Origin of the sequence: Streptomyces lydicus, from assembly GCF_004125265.1 — a bacterium.
GTDB classification, from domain to species: domain Bacteria; phylum Actinomycetota; class Actinomycetes; order Streptomycetales; family Streptomycetaceae; genus Streptomyces; species Streptomyces lydicus_C.
The window spans coordinates 7,990,689-8,010,277 of sequence record NZ_RDTE01000003.1 but is presented as its reverse complement, the minus strand read 5'-3'; the positions used below and the strand labels follow the sequence as shown (position 1 = coordinate 8,010,277).

The window sequence follows — 19,589 nt, the reverse complement described above, 5'->3', positions numbered from 1 at the left end:
CGCGAGGGCACTCCGGCCGCGGGCCGCAACCCTGCTGCACCTGCCCGTCGAGCCGCCGGACCGTGCGCCGGGCCTCCTCATCCCATTTCCCTGGCCGTCGGACTTGCCTGGCCTCTAGGCCCACACGATCGCCAGGTTCCGCAACCACTTTGCCAGTTATGGCTCATTCCATCACCTCATTACCTTTCGTGCGTTTCCGGCAGTTGGTGACAGTAAGTAGCACGAATGGAGGGGTAAGTCCCCTAGTTGAGGAGTCACCGATGGCCAAGGTTCCCGCAGCTGCCAAGACCGAGTCCCACACGGCCCCCGCCCGAAGAGGATCGGGTTCTCCGTGGAGACGGTGAAGACCGCCCAGGTCAAGAACGTGCCGAACCTCGAGGTCGACCAGAAGGACGTGTAAGGGCAGGGGGCAAGTCACTGTCCTGACCCGCCCGGTGGCTCCAGGAGCCACCGGGCACCCCCTTTGAACCGTGAGGAATGGCGTGTTCGTTCTCGAATCCCTGCTTGACCCGATGCCGCTCGATCAATTTCTGCGCGAGAACCGGACCCCCGGGGCGTCGTCTTACGCGGGCAGGACCGGGACCGCTTCCGCCCGCTCTTCTCGTGGGATCAGCTCAACCATCTTCTCAATTTCCATCGTCTCCGTTTCGGCGAGGAAATCCGCCTGGCCGCAACAGGCAGGAAGATCCTGGACAATCCCGAGACCCCTGCAAGCAGGAGACCAACGGCGCCCCGCAGAGGCATATATGACGACCGAGGCAATCCGTGGCCCGGTACGTTTCCTGACGACCGCCAGTTTCGTCACCACCGTCGGCAGCGGGCTCTATCTGGCCGGCAGCATGCTGTTCTTCACCCGCGTCGTCGGCGGCGCCCTCGTCGCGCGGATCAGCGAGCCCGGAGAACGTACCCGCATCCGAGGTCATCTCCGCGCTGTCACCAAACTCGGGATGGGCATCGGCGCCGCTGCGGCCGGCGTCGCGCTCCAACTCGACTCGGCGGCGGGCTACACCCTTCTGATCCTGGCGAACGGACTGAGCTTCCTCGCGGCGGCCGGACCGCTGCTCAAGATCCCCTCCGTCGCGCCGGTGCCACGCCCCCCGGGTGCACGACGCTGGGAGGCGATGCGGGACCGCCCGTACCTCGCCCTGTCGCTGCTGTGCGGGGTCATCGGGTTCCAGTACGACGTGGTGTCCCTGGTCCTGCCGCTCCGGCTGGTGTCGCACACCGCGGCGCCCCGGTGGTGGCTTTCCGCCCTGCTGGTGGTGAACACGGCAGTGGTCGTGCTGTTCCAGGCCAGGGCAACCCGCTGGGTGAGAGGCCCGTTGGCCGCTTCCACCGCGCTCCGCGGAGCAGGGTTCCTGTCCCTCCCCGGCTGTACCACCCTGGCATTCGCCGCCGGGGTTTCCGCCCCCGTCCCCACGGCCCTGCTGCTCGTCGGCGTGCTCCTCCTGTCATGGGGTGAACTCGGCCTGGCCGCAGGGGCCTTCGAAATCAGCTACGTACTGGCCCCGGAACACTCCCAAGGCCAGTACCAGGGAGCCTTCAACTTGGCCGACGGCGTGGTACGAGCCGCGTCACCGGTCGTGCTCACCGCTCTGTGCCTGCAAGGGGGCAAGCTCGGCTGGATGGTCCTCGGCGCCGCCCTCGCACTCTGCGGCCTCGCCACCCGGCCTCTCACCCACTGGGCCTTGCGCACCCGGACGTTTTCCGCGCCGGAAGAAGCGCTCCCTGTCGGGTGAGGTACCCCGTGGTGTGCCCTGCACCTTCGTGGGCGAATGCGCCGTGACCAGCAGTGTCTCAGGGCATCGATGATCGGTCACCGACGGCGGTGCAGGTACAAGTACAGGTACAGGTACAGGTACGGATACAGGTTCCGGAACATCTGCTGCCGCCGTTCCCGGGTGGGGAGGAACCTGACCTCCTGTATCAGTCCAGGGTCTGGGTGAGTTCGCGACGGGTGGACGTGTGGACGAGTCGGCCGCGCGCCCCATTGACGATCGGCATGAATGGCGGAACGTGTCCGCATTCCACATCGGCGATGATCGGCACGTTCAAGGGGCCCAGGGCGTCCAGCACGGCCTGGTGCTGGGACAACGAAGGGGCACCCGGTGCCGAGGTCCGCCCGACGAGCACCGCGTTCGCCTGGTCGAAGAAGCCGGCCAGCCGCATGCCGTGCAGGTTGCGGCAGATAGTGAACGCGTCGTCATCGCCGGTCGCCTCCATATACACCAGCAGCCCGTCCGCGGCCTCGGCCCGCGCGAAGGCGGACACATCGAGATAGCCGGTCCCGGTGAGATTGCACAGCGTCTCGATACACCCCCCGATCAGACGCCCCTGGACGTCCACATCTCCGCTCCCGTCCAACCGGATCCATGTGCCGGGGGTGTCGAGCGTGAATTCACGCACCTCGGGCCGAGCGACGTAGTCGTCCCAGCCAGTTGCTCTGTGGTGGCCGGGTGGGGTCTGCGTGAATTGGTGCCCCTCTGGCGCCGCGACGATGTCGATCCAGGACACCAGCCCCTCGGGGACCTGATAGGGCGTGTCCATGAGGTTGTTGCCATGGATGGTCGCGACCCCCGTGAGGAGGGTCAGCGGGGTGATGACGGTCGACATATCGGAGAACCCGACGAGCCAGGTCGGTTCGGCAACACGCAGTTGGTTGAAGTCGAGCAGTGGCAGCAGGTCAATCGCCGTCTCTCCGCCCCATGGAGGCACCACTGCCCTGATGCCGGGATCCGTCAGCATCGACATCAGCTCGTCCGCACGCTCGGGGGCGGGAGCACTGACATGTCCCGAGCCGTCCATGCATCGGCCGAGAACTACTTCACATCCGCGTGCCTCCACCTCACTGATGGCCACGTGGAGGCGCTTGCGGAACTTCTCGTTGACTCCGCTCGACGGAGAGGTGACTCCGACACGATCACCGGGACGTAAGGGGCGCGGGTATCGAATGGGCATGCACCGGAGTTTGGCACGGCGCGACGTCCGCAGGACAATGGATTCCAGCGTGTGCCCTCCACGCCCCCGGACGCGGTCTGCCGACCGCGTCCGAAGCCCGGCCAGGAGTGCGGCTGTCGTATGGCATGGCCTCGCTGCTCGGGTGGCCGATGCCCCCGTGATCAGTGCTGGGGGTGGGGGCGGGAGTGGAACATGGGCCGCCGTTTGGTGGCGGTGCCCTCGGTGAGGCGGCCGAGTTCGACGCGCATCTTGATGGCGTGGAAGACCTCGACTGCACCCACGACAATGGCCATGATGCCCACCACCAAGGTCAGTGCGGCAATCGAGCCGAACGGCGACACGATCAGCACGATGCCCGCCAGAGTGGTGATGATCCCCGAGAAGATCTGCCAGCCGCGTGCCGGCATCTGCTCGGCGGAGACCGCCGAGGCGGTCACCATGATGCCGCGCAGCAGCCAGCCGAAGCCGATCCACAGCGCGAGCAGCAGAATCGATTCCAGGGTGCCCCGGAAGCAGACCAGGCCCAGCAGGATGAAGAGCGCACCCGCGACGAAATGCAGCACCCGAAGATGCCGGGGGACGTGTGTGCCAAAGGCTCCGGCCAGCTGAAAGACACCGGTGGCCAACAGGTAGACGCCGAAGAGAACGCCGACGACCCGCAGGGTCTGACTGGGCCAGGCCAGGGCGAGGACGCCCAGGGCGATCGCGGCCAGGCCCATGACGAGCAGGAACTGCCAGCCCATGTTCGCCAGGGCTCCTGGGCCTCCGGCCGGGGAGACGTCTCCGGGCTCGGTGCCGTGCGGAGGGCCGGTGCCTGCGGAATCGGAATCGGAGGGGTATGTCATGGCGTCTGCCTCCTCCAGGAAAGAGCACGGACAGTGGGGTCCGGTTCCATCGTCACCCGCCTGGCCCCATCCCGCCCGGCAGAAGCTCACAGGTCCTGTCGGTGGTCGCGCGTGCCATGCGGCCCCGGGGAGCAGAAAGGCGCCCCGGGCTCCGGCCGCGCGCCCACGGGTTGCAGCGGGCACCGTGGCGCGATGACATGGAAGGCGGAGACCGTGGTGGCCGTCCATGAGAGAAGCGCCGCCACGGGCTCACCACCATTGCGCACGTGTCGGTCGCCTTCGGCCGGTCTCCCCACCGGTGGAGGATGCGCCGGGCGTCCGGTGCACCGCGGTCGGCGGAGAGAGGCTGGAGATGGACAACGACGGTATTCCGGCCCCGAGCGAGGGGCTGCTGATGACGCATTTCTTGACGGTGCGCGATGTGGCGCGTTCGCGTCGCTTCTACAGCGAGGTGATGGGCGGGCAGGTCGTTCTGGACGAGAATCCCTGCATCGTGAAGCTCGCCAACAGCTGGATCATCATGAATCCGGGCGGCGGCCCCACCCCGGACAAGCCCGATGTGACGCTGGTCCCGCCCGGCGAACCGCACACCGTCTCCAGCTTCATGAACCTGCGGGTCGCCGATATCGAGGCCTGCTACGCCGAATGGAGCGCGAAAGGAGCGGAGTTCCTGACTCCGCCGATCGACCGGCGTGCGGAAGTTCGCTGCTACCTGCGCGACCCTGACGGCTACCTGATCGAGGTGGGGCAGGCCACCGGAATGCTGGAAGGCATTTTCGCCCGCACCGACACCAACTCCGGGTAGGTCGTCCTCCCGATCCGGGCGGGCCGGGCGGGTGGGGCGGGGGCTTGTCCCGTCGAGGAATCCAGCCGCGGAGTTCAGCCGACGTGTGCCGTGCGGGCGGGCCAGGACGTGTGCCGTGCGGGCCCGGTCAGGAACGGGCCTGTGGACTGCCCACCGGCTTCAGTGGCACCGTGGGCGCGCCAGTAGGCTGACGCGCCCGGCTGCCGGATGCTGACCGAGTCCGCCGAAGGCCCGTAGAGGAGAATGTGTGCGACAGGGCCTTGTCGACGAGCAGGGAGGATCGATCCGATGGGAAGTGACGAGCCCGGCACGAGCCGTGGCCCGTACGCCACCGACGGGCTCCTTCCCCCTGGGCAGCGGCTCGCCCGTGGCTGGCCCGTCTCGCACTACGGCCCCGTCCCCAGGTTCCGGGCCGACCGCTGGGACCTGAAGGTCTTCGGCGCCACCGGGACAGGCGACGACCACACCTGGACCCTGGACGCATTCGCCGCCCTGCCGACCACCGAGGTCGTCGCCGATCTGCACTGCGCGACAGGCACCACGTCGACCGGCCACGAGTGGTTCGGCGTCGCTGCAGCCACGCTGCTCGCACTGGCCCCTCCCTCGCCCCAGGCCACCCACGTCATGGCCTGGGCGGAGTACGGCTACAGCGCCAACATGCGGCTCAGTGACTTCGCCTCCGCCCGCACGCTTCTGGCCACGCACCACAACGGGGAATCGCTCACCGCCGAGCACGGCTTCCCCCTGCGCCTCGTCGTCCCCCATCTCTACGGCTACAAGGGCCCCAAGTGGCTGCGCGGCATCGAGTACATGACCGCCGACCGCCGTGGCTTCTGGGAAGAACGCGGCTACCACAACATCGGCGAGGCATGGCAAGGCCGGCGCCACTCCTACCAAGAGGAGGACGGCGACGGTCCTCCTCTGTAAGGACGGTCCCCCTCTGCGAGCAGCCATGGCCGACGGGAGGGGTGCGCTTCCGGGTCCGGGGGGCGGCAGGCGGCAGGCGGCAGGCGGCAGGCGGCAGGCGGCAGGGAATTGTCAGCCGCCGAGACCAACAGTGAAGTCCTGCAGCGCCGCGGTGACTTCGGCGGGAGCTTCCAGGGGCAGCAGGTGACCGCTGGCCGGGACGACCTCGAACCGGGCCCGGGGGACGCTGGGCAGGAGGCAGCGACGCAGGACGTCCGGCGGTTCGACCTGGTCACGCTCGCCGGCCAGAACCAGGACGGGGGCCTCGATGGTACTGGCGGCGTCTGTCACATCCGTGACAATCCCCCTCATGGGCCACTCCAGACGCGCGGCTTCGTCGCTGTTCAGACTGTCCCGCACGACGGCGCTGCGGACGGCCCCCGCCAGCGGCGTGGCGGTGAGGACGTGGTCGAGCGCCTGCCCGACGGAATGCGCCGACTCGTAGGCGCGGGAGAGAGCATGCCGGTACTCGGCAGTCACGCTCGCGGGCGGCTCCGGGGGCGCGGGGGCCAGCAGGACCACCCCTGCCAGGCCCGGCGGCCGGCGGGCGGCGGGCGGCGGCTAGCATGCTCGCCTTGCCACCCATCGAGTGCCCGACGAGGACGAAACTGCCCAGGCCCAGGCCCTTGACGATGTCGATGAGATCGTCAGCGAGCTGGTCCAGTCGGTACGGTCCGGGCAGCGCCCGCGACGAGCCCCAGCCGCGCTGGTCGAAACGGACCGTGTCCCGATCGGCCGGGAGCCGTTCCACCACTGCGTCCCACGTACCGGCGGACCCGCCCCAGTAGTGCACGAACACCAGCGTGGGCCCGCCTCCTCCCCGTCGGCGGACCTCGATCGAGCCGTCCGCCACGGGGACGTGGTGCGTTGTGGATACTGTCGTCATGGAGACCTCTGAGCCATATCGCGGAAGGGTACGGAGAACTGCTCCAGCCCGAATTCGCGCCGCTGAGCAGTGGATATGCCCCAAACGCTACAGACGCGCCGCAGCGCAGGCCCGGTCGAAAGGTGCAAGCTTCTTGTGAAAAGCGGTCAGCTTCCCGGGGTCAAGCAGCTGCACTACACCCCGGCTCCCGGAGCGCAGTTCGATGTCGAGATGCTCAGCTTCGCGCAACTGCGGCTCATGGACCGCAGCCGCAGGCGGACCCGCCCTCAGCGCCCGGACTTCCATGTCATGGCCTTGGTGCAGTCGGGCGTGGGACGGCACACCGCCGACTTCATCGATCACCCCCTGTGGGAACGAACCGTCGTGTGGATACGTCCGGGTGTGGTCCACCGCTGGACCGATGTCGAGGACCTGGAAGGCCCCCTCCTCCTCTTCGCCCAGGGCTTCCCGCCCGCTCCGGGCCCCGTGGCGCAAGCGGCGGCGAACGTCTTCGGCCCGGCCTGCTGGCAACTGGACAAGGACGCCTGGGAACTGGCCCTACGGGCCGCGGACCATCTGCGGCACGAGCACACGGCGGCGGTTTCGAATCCGCGACTGGCCTCGGTGCCGCTGCTCGCCCATCTCCTGTCGGCCCTTGTGCTGCGAGTGCTGCCCATCGGGCCGGCCGGTCCCCCTCTCCCGACAGGCAACCCTCACCAACACCAACACGAACGCGGAGCCGAAGCCGCCAAAGACGAACACGCCGTCTTCCGCTGCTACCGTGCCGCGGTCGAGGAACGGTTCGCCGAACATCACCACGTACGTGACTACGCCACAGCCCTCGGCTACGAGCCGCGCACCCTCACCCGGGCGACCCGCGCCGCAACGGGCCTGGGCGCCAAGCAGTTCCTCGACCAGAGGATCCTGCTGGAGGCCAAACGGCTGCTCGCCCACACCGATCTGCCCGCAGCGCGCTGCGCAGAGCGCCTCGGCTTCCACGACGCCGCGAATTTCACCACGTTCTTCCAGCGCCAGGCCGGGCTGTCCCCCAGCCGCTGGCGCACGCGGCACGACGGCCGCTGAGCCCTTCTCGCTCTCGGACGCGGCCTCATCATCCGCCGGCCTCGTCTCAAGATCCACCATGGGTGACGCCTTGGTGACACCGACGCGATAGGGACTGTCTAGAGCGAGGCCTTCGCCGACCGTTCCTCGGCCTTGAGACAGCGGAGCGTCCAAAGGCCGTACAGAGCCAGCAGTGGTTTGCCGACCAGCCACTCGCCGGGGCGGTAGTCCTCCGCGCGCACCAGCCTCTTGGCAAGATCAGGGCGCTGCCGCCGCAAGTACGCCCGGGCCTTGAGCGCATGAGCCGGCTGGGAGACGATCTTGATGCGGTCGACGTCCTCAAGCAGCGGGATCACGTGCGTGATGTTCTCCCATGTCGTGCCGCTCTGGTCTTCGAGGAGCACTGTGCCGTCGAATTCGAGCACCGATGTCGCGTAGTCAGCCATCAACTGGGCCTCCGCGACGACACTGCCGGCCGGACCGCCGCTGAAGATCACGCGAGTTTCACGCGCACCGCCGGCGCCGATGGAGCGCATTCCCGCACGGACGCGCCAGCGACTGATGAAGTTCGCCGTCGCCTGAGGGTTCCGGTAACCCAACACGACCACGGCCTCAGCAGCGCCCCCGCTGTTCCCTACGAGAGTGCGCGACCAGCGCCAGTTCAGCCATTCACCCCAGGCCAGGGCCGCAGCCCCGGCCATCACCAGTCCTGTCCTTCGTCGCATACGGCGACTCTAGGGCACCTCGATACTGCCGTTCCTGTCGTCGTTCCTGTCGTTCCGCCCACTCCTGTCATTGCCTTTGCCACCCGCGCCGGCCATCTGGAAGCCGCTTGGACGCCGTAAGCCGGCGGGGCCTTTTGCTCAAAGGCCCCGCCGGAGAGGGTTCGGGGCGGTCAGAAGCGCACTGTGCGGTCCCGGGTGACCGTCGGTACGGCGATGACGGCATCGAAAGCCTCAGGGACCGAGGTGTGCAGAGGGGAGCTCTGGGCCCGGATCCCGTTGAGCAGTGGTGTTCCCTGAGCGTCGCGCGGTGAGTGGCGCAGGTCGGTCAGGGTGATCCGGTCGGCGAGTCCGGCGTCGGTGAGGGCGGCCTCGACGCTGCCGGGCTCGGCAGGATCAAGGTGGGCTTCGGCGAGGGTGAACCCGACCGCGGCGCTCTGGTCGGGGTACATCTCCGGCACATGGTCCGCGGTGTGGACGAGGGCCACGGCGCGGTAGTCCTGGCCGAGCATCCGATGCAGGTGCCGGCCCATCGGAAGGCTGCTGAGTCCGCCGGCGAACTCCAGAGTGAACGCCGTCTTGTGGATGTGGTTGTTGTGTGCCGCGAGGACGATCCGGGTCCCCGGTTCGGCGTGGTCCAGGTGCCAGCGCACGGATTCGGCCATGTAGATCTCACGCACCGACAGGTCCGCCGTCAGGCCCCGGCCGGACAGCAGGGCGTGCATCGCCTGGAACATGTAGTCGGTGTGACAGGCCGCTTCCACCCGGCGCCGGGCGATATCGAAGCGACTCTGACTGCTACGGGAGACATAGAGCGGTTCGGCGGCGCGCAGCCGCAGCAACAACCGCGCCAGTACGGCGGTGAGTTCGTTCTGCTCGGCCACCGGAAGGGCAGCCCATGCGGGCCCGGCCGCAGCGCCGGAGCCGCAGCCCTTGAGGAAGCGGTCACTCACCTCCAGGATCGTCTCGACGAGGCGGAGCGCGTCGGGGTCCACCTCGCGCAAGTAGTCGGCCACCGGCTCCAGGGCAGGCCGTAGCGCCCCGCCTGCTTCGGGGACGTCGATGCCGGCGAAGCTCAACGGGTGCTTGCCGGTGCGGTTGTGGTGGCGGAGCCAGTGCATGAGGTCCGCGGCGCCCCACTCGGCGGCGGCCCGGCTCACTGTCGCCAGGTCGCCGTCGTCCCCGTCACCCTGCAGCCAACGGTCGAGCGGGAAGGCCTCACTGAAGCCGAACTCCATGGCAAAAACGGTGAATCCGCAGCGCTCGGCGAGAAAGCGCAGCACACGTCGGCGTGCACGGGAGAACTCTTCGACGAAGTGGGCGCCTTCACCGATCGCGACGACACGGGCGTCGCCGATGATCTCCCGGAGCCCTTCGAGATCGTCGAGGGGTTGCTGCGGATCAAGAGTGGCCAGGGGGGTGGAGTGTGCGCGAAACCAATCGGCGAGCACGGTTTGGGCGGAAGGCTCAATAGGCACAGCTGAAGCTCATTTCTCGGCTTGGGAGTTCAGGACGCAGCAGCTCGTCCGCCTGCGGCAGACAAGCGACGTGACGATGCGCAGACGCAAACGGCGCCGGGCGTCGGCCCAATGGCGCGCCGCGTCTGTCGACGAACCCCGTCAGAGAAAGTTGCTGAAGATTGCCATGCTCGGAAGCTAACACCCGTGTCGTACCCACGCATGCGAATAATCCGGCGCTTGAGCGCGAGGCAGGCCGCGGGCCCACTACTCCGTGATACCGTATAGCGGTACTTGGTGTTACGTAGTACCAAGAGAAGAGCGGAGAGGATCCGCGTTGGACGATCTGACGGAGATGCTGAAGGGCACGCTTGAGGGCTGCGTGCTGCACATCATCGACAGCGAGGAGACCTACGGGTACGCCATCACGCGTCGACTGAACGAACTCGGCTTTGCCGACGTCGTCGAGGGGACGATCTACACCATCCTGGTGCGGCTGGAGAGGAACGGGCTCGTCCAGGTGACGAAACGGCCATCCGGACTGGGTCCACCGCGCAAGTTCTTTGCGCTCAACGACGCCGGGCGCCAAGAACTCGCGAAGTTCTGGGCGAAGTGGGAGTACCTCTCCTCACGAATCGACATGCTCAAGGAGGGCGGGCGATGAACTTCTGGGAGACCATTACGGGCAGCGACCTCACGAGGGAATGCAGGGCGTTCGAAGCCCGGGCCGAGGCATTGCCGCCCGAATACCGAGCGGCGTGGGAACAGATCAAGGTTCACCTCTCCCCCCACTCGGACTTCACGGGTCGCAATCTGATGCCGATCCTTGATGGCGTTCTGGGGCTGCTCGAAGAAGCAGCGGCGGACGGACAGAGCGTTCACGACGTGCTCGGCGACGACATCAACGGCTTCTGCACGGCGCTGGCCGGCGGAGAAGGCGCCCGGAGCCATCGCGGCCGGTGGCGCGAGAAGTTGAACAGGAACGTCGCAAAGAAACTGGGCCGGCTAGGAGGCTGACGTGGGCATCCAAGACATCATCCAGGGCAAGAAGCAGTGGCGGGCACACACGGCGCGGGTCCGGGCGCTGCCGCCGGACTACCAGATCGTCTACAAGGAGATCCAGAGGTACCTCTTCAAGGTCGGACCGATCGATTTGCCTGACGGACACCTGCTCTCAGGGATCGTCGATTTCTTCGAAGAGGGCGTAACGGCCGGCAAGGGCGTCCTGGAACTCATCGGCAATGACGTCGCCGCCTTCTGCGACGACCTGATCAAGGACTCGCGCACCCACGCGGACGTCTATCAGGAATCTCTCAGCCGGAAGTCCGGCACAGCCGAGAAATAACACCCGTCGATCAGGCCGACGGCTCAGCACATCAGGTCAACCGCCGAGCCCGATCGGCAGGTTCGGCAGGTTCGGCAGGTTCGGCAAGGATGCGCTTCTCTTCACCGCGCAGATGGAGGGTAGCCAGCTCGCGCATACGCTCCTTATGGCGAACGGCAGAACGCGGCAGAACGTCCGCCTCGGCACCACCGAGATCAGGTCAACAGATGGCTGGGGTGGGAGAAACGGCGCGCCGTGGCCAGGAGGGCGTGGATCTGGGGGCCGACCTGGTCGATGTCGGTCACCGGCGTCTTGAACGGCAGCCGGGCATCGTGCTGGGTGTGCGGGTATTCGAGGCGCAAGGTCAGGCCATAGCGGTCCATCGCCACCGGCAGGGCGCGCAGCATGCCGTGGCCCGGACGCGGGCGGACGAGGCGCAGCAGCAGGGGAACGACTTCGGCGTGGTCGTCCAGGAGGTGGGTCAGCATGCCCGCCTCGCTCGTCGCGATCGGATCGAGGTCGGTTGCCTCCAGGGCATGGAGGGTGACATAGGCGCGTTCCCCGGCGTCTTCGAGAACGGCCTGACCGAACTCCATGCAGGTGCTCTTCGTGACCTCCGTGCCGTACGGGGCCGCCAGCAGCCCGGTCACCGTGACACGGGCACGTACACGGTCCCGTACGGGCGTGGGGGCGATGTCGGTGAGCTCCAGCTTCACCGGGACGCGCGTCGCCGTCTGGACGCCGGCGTCCTCGAACGGTGCGTGCAGGTGGACGTGGCCCATTGCCCCTGCCCCGTCGAGGCGACGCACTTCGGTGAGCCTCCCGTCGCTCACCACGGTCATCGAATGGGCGGAGGCCAGAATCGACCGGACACGCTCTGCGGCAGTCGGTGAGGCGGCACGGGTGTGGAAAGGACGCATCCGGGTGCTCCAGGCGCGGCTAGAGAAGCAAGGTTGATTACTTAGGTAAGCCTAACCTAATCCACGTCGTGCTGCGGCACGGCGGATGCCTTGGGGTCGCCGGCCTCCCGACGAGGAAGGGGGCAGTGCGGTGCGGTCGGAGCAGTCGGAGCGATCGGAGCCGTCGGAGCGGTCGGCGTACCGGGGACGCGGGCGGCGGGAGGGCAGGACGACAGGACGTCACCCCGTCTCAAGCCTCCGCCCGCGAACGGTCCCCAGTCGGCGCAGGGAATGCACCGGGACCGACAGCCCCGAACAATTGGTGATGAGGGAATCCCGGCGGCACCTGCACAAGAAGGAGCATCGGCCCGAGCGCACAAAGCACAAAGCACAAGGCGCAACGCACAGAGCTGCAGAGCTGCAGAGCTGCAGAGCTGCAGAGCAAAGTGCCCTGAGGCTGCCCCGGCCCGCCACCCGCAGAAGGGTCCGCAATGGCGACGCTGCTGTCCGTCAACGTAGGAATGCCCGAGGACGTCTCCTGGCAGGGAAGGACCGTCCACACCGGAGCCTGGAAGTCGCCCGTGCACGGCCCCCGGATGGTGCGGCGGCTGAACATCGACGGAGACGGTCAAGGCGACCTGGCCGGGCACGGCGGCGAAATCCGCGCCGTTCTCGTCTACCAGCTGCAGTCCTACCGGTATTGGCGAAGGCAACTCGGTCGCGACGACCTGACCTTCGGGATCTTCGGCGAGAACTTCACCGTCGACGGTCTGCCCGACGACGAAGTGTGCATCGGCGACCGGTACCGCATCGGCGAAGCCGTATTCGAGGTCACCCAGCCGCGCGTCACCTGCTACCGCGTCGGCATGCGTCTGGGGGAACCCACCATGGCCTCCCTACTGGTCGCCCACCACCGCCCCGGCTTCTACCTGCGCGTCCTCACCGAGGGGCGCGTCCAGGCCGGCGACGAGATCACCCTGACCCGTAAGGGGCCCGAAGAGCTCAGCGTCGCCGACACCGACGCATTGCTCTACCTCCCCGACCGCGATCCCGTACAACTGCGCAAAGCACTGGCCATCCCCGCCCTCAGCCCCGGATGGCAGCAGTCCTTCCGCGACCTCGCGGCCGCTCAACAGCCCGCGCAGGAACCGGGATGGCCGGGCGAACTCGCCGGCACCCGGCAGCCCGGGGGAGAGCAGGGACGGCCGGGTTTCACAACCATGCGCGTCGCCCGCATCGTCCCCGAGACCCCCGCCGTCTTGTCGATCTACCTCGGCAGCACCGACCACACCCCTCTCCCCGAGGCCCGCCCCGGCCAGTACCTCTCCCTCCGTCTCGCCGTCGGCGACGCCGCTCCCGCGGTGCGCAGCTACTCCCTGTCCGCCGCGCCCACCGCCGACACCTACCGCATCAGCGTCAAGCACGAGCCTCACGGGCAGGTCAGCGGCTACCTCCACGGCACGCTCCGCCCCGGGGATCTCCTGGACATCGCAAGCCCCCGGGGAACGTTCGTGCTCGAAGAAGGCACCCGCCCGGTCGTCCTCGTCTCCGCGGGGATCGGTGCCACTCCCGTGCTCGCCATGCTCCACCGGCTCGCCGCCACACGGGACCCACGCCCCGTCTGGTGGATCCACACCGCCCACGACCATGCCCACCACGTTTTCGCGGACGAGACCCACGCACTTCTGGCCCAACTCCCCCACGCCCACGAGCACATCTACTACACCGCCGCCGAGGCCACCCCGCATCCCGTCGAGCCGCACATCACCCAGGGACGTCCGACCGCCACGTCCCTCGCGGCCACGGGTATTCCCACCGACGCCGACGCCTACCTCTGCGGACCTCCCGCCTTCATGGACGACCTCGGCGGCTATCTGCGCGACCACGGCCTGCGCCCCGAGCGGATCCATACGGAACCGTTCAGTGCCCTTCCCGCCGTCAATCCCGGCGTCACGCCCACGGCCGCGATCCGGCCGCACCTGCCCCCCGGCCCACCGGGCTCCGGCCCCCTGATCACTTTCGCCCGCAGCGGCATCACCACCCCCTGGTCGCCCGCTCACGCATCGCTCCTCGATCTCGCCGAGGCCTGCGACATCCCCACCCGCTGGTCGTGTCGCACCGGCGTCTGTCACACCTGCATCACCCACCTCGTGACAGGCGACATCACGTACACCACCCCACCCCTCGAACTCCCCGAAGCCGGCACCGTCCTCGTCTGCTGCAGCACACCGGCCACGGAAGTCGTCCTCGACCTCTAGCCAGAGGGTGTCGTTCGGGCAACGGCGTGCACCGGGGCCCGCGGGCGGAGCGGTTGCGGCCTCAAAGGGTCGGTGCTGATCTGGAGATGAGGGAGGCGCTGACCTCAGGCCGGGCCCCTCTTCGCCGATGTCCCGACTCCACGGGCGGAAGTGCGCAGGGGAGGCACACGGAAAGCGCAGGGAAGGCGCACGGACAGCGCAGGGAAGGCACGCGGAAAGCCCAGGGAAGGCACAGGGAAGGCGCGAACCACGGTTTCCCACCGACACCCTGGTGATCGGCTACCAGAACGGAAGGGTGCGCCAGTGACCGCCGTATCCATGCCAGGGAGAGTCGCGCTGGTGACCGGGGCGACCAGCGGTATCGGGGCGGCCACTGCGGAAACACTCGCCAAGCGTGGTGCGCACGTACTGGTGGCGGGCCGGGACCGAGGTCGCGGCCAGAGCGTCGTCGAGGCCATCCGGCAACGTGGCGGCACCGCGGACTTCATGACCGCCGACCTGCTGGACACCCCCGCCGTCCGACGGCTGGCCCGGGAAGCCGTGGAACGGGGCGGTGGCCGGGTGGACATCCTGGTCAACAGCGCGGGCATCTACCCCTTCGGGCCCACCGAGCAGACACCGGAGAGCGAATTCGACGCCGTCTACGCGCTGAACGTGAAGGCTCCCTTCTACCTGGTGGCCGAACTCGCACCGGCGATGGCGGAGCGGGGCAGCGGGGCGATCGTCAACGTCAGCACCATGGCGGCCGAGCTCGGCATCGCGGGAGTGGCGCTGTACGGCTCGAGCAAGGCCGCCGTGAACCTGCTGACCAAGTCCTGGGCTGCGGAATACGGCCCGCGCGGGGTCCGGGTCAACGCCGTGCAGCCCGGGCCGACGCGGACCGAAGGCACGGCAGGCATGGGGACGGACCTCGACACCCTCGCCACCCAGGCACCCGCCGGACGGCCGGCCACCCCAAGGGAGATCGCCGAGGCGATCGCATACCTGGCCGGCGACACCGCGAGCTTTGTGCACGGCGTGGTGCTCCCCGTCGACGGCGGCCGCACCGCCGTGTGAACCGACCCCGGACCGAACCGGCGGCCCGCGTCCCCTGAGCTTGTCGTTGCACCTCCACTCTGCGGCCTCGCATCGGTAGCCGGTCAGCGCGCCGATCACCGAGGGGGCGCGACCGGCACCGCACCGAATGCCGCCCCGTCCGCCGGCGTTCGTACTCGACTTGCCCTACGAGGTGGCGAGCGCACTTGCCGCGTCTCAGGTGGTGTGGCCATCCCGATGACAGCTTTGGGCAGCGGAACCGGCGCGTTGGTGCAGCGGGGAACCAGCGCGGTCGGCTGTTCGTCATGCAGGGCATGCCTTCCGCTCTCATTCTCGGTTTCGACCCGCACACGGTGCCCGGTATGGACGGGGACGCCATGCGCGCGGTCCTGGAAGAGGAACTGGCTCGTTTCGGCACGCATGCCATCGATGCTTCCGCGACGCTGATCACGCCGGACGAATCGGCCGAGTCCATGGTGGTCGCAGCGCTGTCCGAGCGCGACTGGGACGTCGTCGTCATCGGGGGTGGGATACGCAAGCCCGAGCCTTTGCTGACATTCTTCGAGCAGGTCGTGAACCTGGTCCGGCAGCATGCGCCTGGGGCCGCGATCGCCTTCAACACCAGCGTCGGCGACAGCGTCGAAGCAGCCAAGCGGTGGCTGTGAACCCAGCCCCACCAGGGCCGGGCCAACGCGTTCCCCGTCGCCGGCCCGGCAGCCGAATGCGTCCTACCGGCGTTCCGCCGGCCATCGACCTGCGGCTTGCCAGCGGTCGCCGGCGGCCCTCTCCAGGAGCGAGGTGAGGACCGGCTCGGCGTGTGTCCACAGCAGTGCGCCGCCGGCTGCTGGTACGACACGGTGATGAGCACGGGGTATACGGGTGGCGAGCAGGGATCCGTTGTCGGGCGAGTGGCTGGTGTCCCGTTCGCCGTACCAGAGGTCGACCGGGACCGTGATCTCGTCGAGGGCGAAGGGCCACCGCGTCATGGCCAGGACCGTGTCCCGGGCGTAACCGGCCGCTCCTTGCCCGAAAGCCTCGTCCAGGGCCCTGCGGTAGGCGACCACGAAATCGCCGTCCTGGTACACGGCAAGGTCACACGCAGGGCTCCCGGCCATGACCATGCGCCACATCGCCTCCGCACTGAAGCCAGCGAAGAATGCCTCGGCGCCGACCGGGTCGCCCGCAGCCTGTTCGACGAGGTCCCGCAGATCAGCCGGGAGGGCGGCAGCGAACTCCGGCGCGGCGACCTCGTCCGCGCCGGAGACGACCGCCAGTGCCGAGGCGACGCCCTCCACAGCGCAGGCGAGAGCGAACGGCGCACCTTGCGAGTTCCCCACCACAGCCGGGCACCCCAGCCCTCGCAGCGCGGCGAGTTGCCGGATGTCGTCGGCGAAATCGGAGAGGGTCCGGCCGTGTTGAGGGCTGGAGGCACCGAGCCCCGGGCGGTCCACGGAGACGAGCCGCACCCCCAGTGCTTCCACGGCACCTGCACCAAAACCCAGCCACCGGCTCGTGCCCGCTCCCGGACACAACACCACGGGCGCCCCGTCCGGCAGCCCCCACTCGGCCCACCCCAGCAGCCGGCCATCAGAGAGACGGCTCTCACCGACCCGTGCGGGTTCGTCGACGTATACGGCCATGATCATCATCATGGCCCGTCAACTGGGCGCTCCCTAATGGTTTTTCGCCGTCAGTAGTCGGCGCGGGAAGGGGCAGGCCCATCGAGATCGTCCTCCAAGTCGTCTTCGAGGAAGCTGTTCCCGTAGACCGGTTCGATGAAGACGTTGCGGTAGTCGGGCTTCGCGGGGCGCGGGAGCGGGGCAGTGAGCTTGTGGGGCGGCTGCGGTGTCGTGGGGGGCATGAGGTTCCTTGGTGTTCTACGCCGCAGGGCGGCGGTGGCTGGTGAAGGTCACACGGTCAAGGCCGGCGTCGACGAGCTCCGGTGCGGTGTGGCTTGGTGCGGAGTGGCGTAGTGCGGTGGAGGCCTGCCATGACGTCGGGGGCCGATGCCTCTCCCCCGCGCTCGACGGCATTCAACTCGGTCGGTGTGGCCGTGGAGGTGATGCGGTGGGGCCCGCCCGGTGCGGTGTCGTAGCAGGTGTCAGCGTCGGCGAAGGACTGCGAATCGCGCCGGAGCCTCGATTCGGTGATCATGATACGTGTAGCGGCTCAGCAGCTCTTGTCAGGTGACCCGTGCGGGCATCCCTCGTGCTGCGCGCGAGCGGAGGCAGAGCCTGATGACGCAGCGGGCGACCTGGGACATCTTCGAGCAACCGCACCGGAAGACACCGCAAGACACCCCAAGACCCGCGACTATGTGACACTCGGTCCGTTCCAGTTCGACCGTCGCCCATACGATGACGCCTTGAGGGCCCTGAGCGCGGTGATCGGCTCCGACATCGACGACCCGCGCGCATGAGCGCTACCAGGCGCGGCCTGCTCGGCTAAAGAACGGGGAATCGGTTCATGGAAAGGTTCGAGACGAAGAGTCTGGCGCTCATGCCTGGCCAGAAGGTTCAGGCCACGGTCCTCAGCCATCATCCATGGGGTGTGCTCGTTGACATCGCCGGCTACGAGAACGCCGGTCTGTCGGCCTCCATCGACATGATCCAGCAGTTCTCCCAGGCCGCGAACAGCCATGACGAACTACTCGCGCTCTTTCCACCCATCGGTTCGCAGGTCGATGCAGTGATCGAGCAAATCCACCGCTGGCAACCGCCGGTATCCGTGCGGCTCAGCATCCGACCTGCCGACCTGGAGTCGCTGACCTGGAGCTGCGCCTTCTGTGGTGAACGGATCACACTGAGCCCAGGTGGAGACTGCCTCGTCCTGGACTCACGGAGCAACGACGGTCCAGGAAGCCATACCCTCATCTCCCACCGGCACTGCCTGGCGGAGCGAATCCACCCAGAGAACGCCGGAGAGCAGGCGCGAGCGTTGAAGATCGGGAAGATGCACTGAGGGTCATCCGGCCCGTGCCTCCCGGCATGGCTGAGCTCGACATCGACAGCTCATTCGGCCGGAACCAGCTGATAGTGCAGAGAAGGCGTCCTTGAACATGCGCTGCACGAATCGCCGGCTCAGCGCCTGAGCGCGCCCCATCTGGGGCGTCACGGATAGCGGAGCCTCAGGACTCGGTGCCAGGCTCCGCCTGCTTGCCAGGTGAACGCGGCGACGGCGCCTCGGCGGGGAACACGATCGGGCTGAGCAGATGCCGTGTGCGTTCCGGTGAGGGGTCATGGCCCATCCGCGACACGATCACGTCGCGCAGGTCGCCGATCATCTCAGCCAGCTCATCCTGGCTGAGCCAGAGCGCATGCTGGCGAAACCCCACCGAATCAGCGGACGGGTCGGCGCCGTCCCGCTCGAGGTAGGCGTTGAACTCGGCCAGCAGCGTGGCCATGGCCACCGCGAAACCCCGACGGTAGTCCTCCAACGACATGGACGCGGCCGCGTCGGCGTCGATCACTGCTCGGGCGCGGTGGAGACGGTAACGGCGTTCAACGGAACCACGCACCCGCCCCCACCCCCTACGTGCTGGTCGGCCACTCCCTGGGAGGGGCCTACGCCCGCCACTACACGCAGCGCTTCCCCGACGAGGTGGCGGGCCTGCTCCTGTTGGACCCCTTCCACGAAGACCTCCTCGCCCGTGCCTCCCTGGAGGTACGGGCGAAGCTGGAGCGGATGCAGCACCAGGACCTGCCCGAGGCGACGCACGAGCAGCTCCAGCAGGCCCGCGACTGGGCAACACCGTTCTTCGCGAAATGGCCTGCCCCCGTCCGTCAGGCGCTTATCGAGCACCACCTCGCCGCATGGAAGACCGGGTATCACGAGGCCCGGAACGTCTACGACGACGTCGCACACGAACTCCGGCACGCACCCGGTCTCCCCGACGTACCGCTGATCGTGCTCACCGCCCTGGGGTACGACGCCACCCAGGCCCAGCTGTGGTCCGAGGAAGCGCTGCGTGAGAACAACGGCGTCAAGGCCGCCCTGCACAAGCACCTCGCCGCATCCGTCCCCCGCGGTGAGCACCGCATCCTCGGCGATGCCGGGCACGGCTGGCTCCACGAGGAGCAGCCGGAGTCCGTACTGGAGGCAATTGCCGACCTGCTCCGCACGCCGGCCGTATGACGGGCCGGGGCGGCAGCCGTCGGACGGCCGGCGGCGGGCGGCGGGCGGCGGACGGCGGACGGCGGACGGCGGACGGCGGACGGCGGACGGCGGACGGCGGATCGGATGCCGGAGTCGGACATCGGACATCGGATGTCGCCCGCGTGAAAACCCACGGCAACATCGCCGGCACAGCCCGCTATCGCAGCAGCCGGATGCTGCAGCTCAGCGGCCCGGATGCCGCGCCACGACGGCCACCGTCATCCACGGCTTCGGGCGG

At 68.2% G+C, this 19,589-nt stretch carries 22 protein-coding genes; 12 read left to right on the top strand and 10 right to left on the bottom strand.

Features of this window, described 5'->3' with window-relative positions; genetic code table 11:
• Nucleotides 1–746 precede the first annotated feature (746 nt).
• A complete protein-coding gene (locus D9V36_RS37810) occupies nt 747–1,739 on the top strand; it encodes an MFS transporter (RefSeq protein ID WP_129297736.1) in 993 nt (330 codons plus the stop codon).
• 187 nt (nt 1,740–1,926) lie between these two features.
• On the opposite strand, the gene D9V36_RS37805 is transcribed toward D9V36_RS37810, so the two are convergent.
• Together D9V36_RS37805 and D9V36_RS37800 are read right to left on the bottom strand one after the other, a co-directional pair.
• Complete coding sequence (locus tag D9V36_RS37805) at nt 1,927–2,958, bottom strand: S66 family peptidase (protein ID WP_129297735.1); 1,032 nt, start codon at nt 2,956–2,958, stop codon at nt 1,927–1,929.
• Nucleotides 2,959–3,119: 161 nt separating this feature from the next.
• Nucleotides 3,120–3,803, bottom strand: a complete 684-nt coding sequence (locus D9V36_RS37800; RefSeq protein WP_129297734.1) for an HdeD family acid-resistance protein — start codon at nt 3,801–3,803, stop codon at nt 3,120–3,122.
• A 352-nt stretch (nt 3,804–4,155) separates the two neighbouring features.
• Between D9V36_RS37800 and D9V36_RS37795 the strand changes: the two genes are divergently transcribed.
• Both D9V36_RS37795 and D9V36_RS37790 read left to right on the top strand, forming a co-directional pair.
• A complete protein-coding gene (locus D9V36_RS37795; protein ID WP_206739777.1) occupies nt 4,156–4,608 on the top strand; it encodes a VOC family protein in 453 nt (150 codons plus the stop codon).
• 288 nt (nt 4,609–4,896) lie between these two features.
• Complete coding sequence (locus D9V36_RS37790; protein WP_129297733.1) at nt 4,897–5,535, top strand: molybdopterin-dependent oxidoreductase; 639 nt, start codon at nt 4,897–4,899, stop codon at nt 5,533–5,535.
• A 111-nt stretch (nt 5,536–5,646) separates the two neighbouring features.
• On the opposite strand, the gene D9V36_RS43170 is transcribed toward D9V36_RS37790, so the two are convergent.
• A complete protein-coding gene (locus D9V36_RS43170; protein WP_431357732.1) occupies nt 5,647–5,865 on the bottom strand; it encodes an alpha/beta fold hydrolase in 219 nt (72 codons plus the stop codon).
• Nucleotides 5,807–6,460 (bottom strand): alpha/beta fold hydrolase, encoded by a 654-nt coding sequence (locus D9V36_RS37785; protein WP_431357731.1) that lies wholly within the window; start codon nt 6,458–6,460, stop codon nt 5,807–5,809. Before D9V36_RS37785 ends, D9V36_RS43170 begins: the two co-directional genes overlap by 59 nt.
• Nucleotides 6,461–6,595: 135 nt before the next feature.
• Here D9V36_RS37785 and D9V36_RS37780 point away from each other — a divergent pair, with 135 nt between their 5' ends.
• Nucleotides 6,596–7,522, top strand: a complete 927-nt coding sequence (locus D9V36_RS37780; protein WP_241721200.1) for an AraC family transcriptional regulator — start codon at nt 6,596–6,598, stop codon at nt 7,520–7,522.
• Between the two features lie 98 nt (nt 7,523–7,620).
• On the opposite strand, the gene D9V36_RS37775 is transcribed toward D9V36_RS37780, so the two are convergent.
• Together D9V36_RS37775 and D9V36_RS37770 are read right to left on the bottom strand one after the other, a co-directional pair.
• Nucleotides 7,621–8,226: a YdcF family protein gene (locus D9V36_RS37775; protein ID WP_129297731.1), complete on the bottom strand. Its 606-nt coding sequence runs from the start codon at nt 8,224–8,226 to the stop codon at nt 7,621–7,623.
• Between the two features lie 170 nt (nt 8,227–8,396).
• Nucleotides 8,397–9,701: an erythromycin esterase family protein gene (locus D9V36_RS37770; protein ID WP_241721199.1), complete on the bottom strand. Its 1,305-nt coding sequence runs from the start codon at nt 9,699–9,701 to the stop codon at nt 8,397–8,399.
• Nucleotides 9,702–10,017: 316 nt separating this feature from the next.
• On the opposite strand from D9V36_RS37770, the gene D9V36_RS37765 reads away from it, so the two are divergent.
• From D9V36_RS37765 to D9V36_RS37755, 3 genes are read left to right on the top strand one after another with little or no spacing between them, the layout of a single operon-like run.
• On the top strand, nt 10,018–10,344 hold the full coding sequence (locus tag D9V36_RS37765) for a PadR family transcriptional regulator (protein WP_129297730.1): 327 nt from the start codon (nt 10,018–10,020) through the stop codon (nt 10,342–10,344).
• Complete coding sequence (locus D9V36_RS37760) at nt 10,341–10,697, top strand: DUF1048 domain-containing protein (protein ID WP_129297729.1); 357 nt, start codon at nt 10,341–10,343, stop codon at nt 10,695–10,697. The genes D9V36_RS37765 and D9V36_RS37760 overlap by 4 nt, the downstream gene beginning before the upstream one ends.
• A 1-nt stretch (nt 10,698) precedes the next feature.
• A complete protein-coding gene (locus D9V36_RS37755; RefSeq protein WP_129297728.1) occupies nt 10,699–11,025 on the top strand; it encodes a DUF1048 domain-containing protein in 327 nt (108 codons plus the stop codon).
• A gap of 194 nt (nt 11,026–11,219) precedes the next feature.
• Here D9V36_RS37755 and D9V36_RS37750 read toward each other — a convergent pair whose 3' ends face one another.
• A complete protein-coding gene (locus tag D9V36_RS37750; RefSeq protein WP_129297727.1) occupies nt 11,220–11,924 on the bottom strand; it encodes a DUF2470 domain-containing protein in 705 nt (234 codons plus the stop codon).
• A gap of 470 nt (nt 11,925–12,394) precedes the next feature.
• On the opposite strand from D9V36_RS37750, the gene D9V36_RS37745 reads away from it, so the two are divergent.
• The 3 genes from D9V36_RS37745 to D9V36_RS37735 all read left to right on the top strand — a co-directional run bounded on the left by D9V36_RS37745 (nt 12,395) and on the right by D9V36_RS37735 (nt 15,861).
• Nucleotides 12,395–14,161: an MOSC and FAD-binding oxidoreductase domain-containing protein gene (locus D9V36_RS37745; protein WP_129297726.1), complete on the top strand. Its 1,767-nt coding sequence runs from the start codon at nt 12,395–12,397 to the stop codon at nt 14,159–14,161.
• A 318-nt stretch (nt 14,162–14,479) separates the two neighbouring features.
• A complete protein-coding gene (locus tag D9V36_RS37740) occupies nt 14,480–15,217 on the top strand; it encodes an SDR family NAD(P)-dependent oxidoreductase (RefSeq protein ID WP_129298967.1) in 738 nt (245 codons plus the stop codon).
• A 293-nt stretch (nt 15,218–15,510) separates the two neighbouring features.
• Nucleotides 15,511–15,861 (top strand): hypothetical protein, encoded by a 351-nt coding sequence (locus tag D9V36_RS37735; RefSeq protein ID WP_129297725.1) that lies wholly within the window; start codon nt 15,511–15,513, stop codon nt 15,859–15,861.
• A gap of 63 nt (nt 15,862–15,924) precedes the next feature.
• Here D9V36_RS37735 and D9V36_RS37730 read toward each other — a convergent pair whose 3' ends face one another.
• Both D9V36_RS37730 and D9V36_RS41260 read right to left on the bottom strand, forming a co-directional pair.
• On the bottom strand, nt 15,925–16,836 hold the full coding sequence (locus tag D9V36_RS37730; RefSeq protein WP_129297724.1) for an alpha/beta fold hydrolase: 912 nt from the start codon (nt 16,834–16,836) through the stop codon (nt 15,925–15,927).
• A gap of 50 nt (nt 16,837–16,886) precedes the next feature.
• On the bottom strand, nt 16,887–17,057 hold the full coding sequence (locus D9V36_RS41260) for a hypothetical protein (protein ID WP_164993103.1): 171 nt from the start codon (nt 17,055–17,057) through the stop codon (nt 16,887–16,889).
• Nucleotides 17,058–17,662: 605 nt separating this feature from the next.
• Here D9V36_RS41260 and D9V36_RS37725 point away from each other — a divergent pair.
• A complete protein-coding gene (locus D9V36_RS37725) occupies nt 17,663–18,157 on the top strand; it encodes a hypothetical protein (RefSeq protein WP_129297723.1) in 495 nt (164 codons plus the stop codon).
• 166 nt (nt 18,158–18,323) lie between these two features.
• Here the strand turns inward: D9V36_RS37725 and D9V36_RS37720 are convergent, their stop codons facing one another.
• Nucleotides 18,324–18,665 carry a hypothetical protein gene (locus tag D9V36_RS37720; protein WP_129297722.1) on the bottom strand — a complete coding sequence of 114 codons (342 nt, stop codon included), beginning with the start codon at nt 18,663–18,665 and terminating at the stop codon, nt 18,324–18,326.
• On the opposite strand from D9V36_RS37720, the gene D9V36_RS37715 reads away from it, so the two are divergent.
• The gene (locus D9V36_RS37715) at nt 18,665–19,330 is read left to right on the top strand and encodes an alpha/beta fold hydrolase (protein ID WP_164993213.1); all 666 of its coding nucleotides are present in this window, start codon (nt 18,665–18,667) and stop codon (nt 19,328–19,330) included. The genes D9V36_RS37720 and D9V36_RS37715 overlap by 1 nt on opposite strands.
• The last annotated feature ends 259 nt before the right edge of the window (nt 19,331–19,589 follow it).

Bases quoted from the DNA above. Each gene is read 5' to 3' on its own strand.
- D9V36_RS37725 (WP_129297723.1), top strand. From the start codon at position 17,663: ATGGAAAGGTTCGAGACGAAGAGTCTGGCGCTCATGCCTGGCCAGAAG.
- D9V36_RS37735 (WP_129297725.1), top strand. From the start codon at position 15,511: ATGCCTTCCGCTCTCATTCTCGGTTTCGACCCGCACACGGTGCCCGGT.
- D9V36_RS37790 (WP_129297733.1), top strand. From the start codon at position 4,897: ATGGGAAGTGACGAGCCCGGCACGAGCCGTGGCCCGTACGCCACCGAC.
- D9V36_RS37750 (WP_129297727.1), bottom strand. From the start codon at position 11,924: ATGCGTCCTTTCCACACCCGTGCCGCCTCACCGACTGCCGCAGAGCGT.
- D9V36_RS37760 (WP_129297729.1), top strand. From the start codon at position 10,341: ATGAACTTCTGGGAGACCATTACGGGCAGCGACCTCACGAGGGAATGC.
- D9V36_RS37730 (WP_129297724.1), bottom strand. From the start codon at position 16,836: ATGGCCGTATACGTCGACGAACCCGCACGGGTCGGTGAGAGCCGTCTC.
- D9V36_RS41260 (WP_164993103.1), bottom strand. From the start codon at position 17,057: ATGCCCCCCACGACACCGCAGCCGCCCCACAAGCTCACTGCCCCGCTC.
- D9V36_RS37740 (WP_129298967.1), top strand. From the start codon at position 14,480: ATGCCAGGGAGAGTCGCGCTGGTGACCGGGGCGACCAGCGGTATCGGG.
- D9V36_RS37745 (WP_129297726.1), top strand. From the start codon at position 12,395: ATGGCGACGCTGCTGTCCGTCAACGTAGGAATGCCCGAGGACGTCTCC.
- D9V36_RS37805 (WP_129297735.1), bottom strand. From the start codon at position 2,958: ATGCCCATTCGATACCCGCGCCCCTTACGTCCCGGTGATCGTGTCGGA.
- D9V36_RS37800 (WP_129297734.1), bottom strand. From the start codon at position 3,803: ATGACATACCCCTCCGATTCCGATTCCGCAGGCACCGGCCCTCCGCAC.
- D9V36_RS37785 (WP_431357731.1), bottom strand. From the start codon at position 6,460: ATGACGACAGTATCCACAACGCACCACGTCCCCGTGGCGGACGGCTCG.
- D9V36_RS37810 (WP_129297736.1), top strand. From the start codon at position 747: ATGACGACCGAGGCAATCCGTGGCCCGGTACGTTTCCTGACGACCGCC.
- D9V36_RS37775 (WP_129297731.1), bottom strand. From the start codon at position 8,226: ATGCGACGAAGGACAGGACTGGTGATGGCCGGGGCTGCGGCCCTGGCC.
- D9V36_RS37795 (WP_206739777.1), top strand. From the start codon at position 4,156: ATGGACAACGACGGTATTCCGGCCCCGAGCGAGGGGCTGCTGATGACG.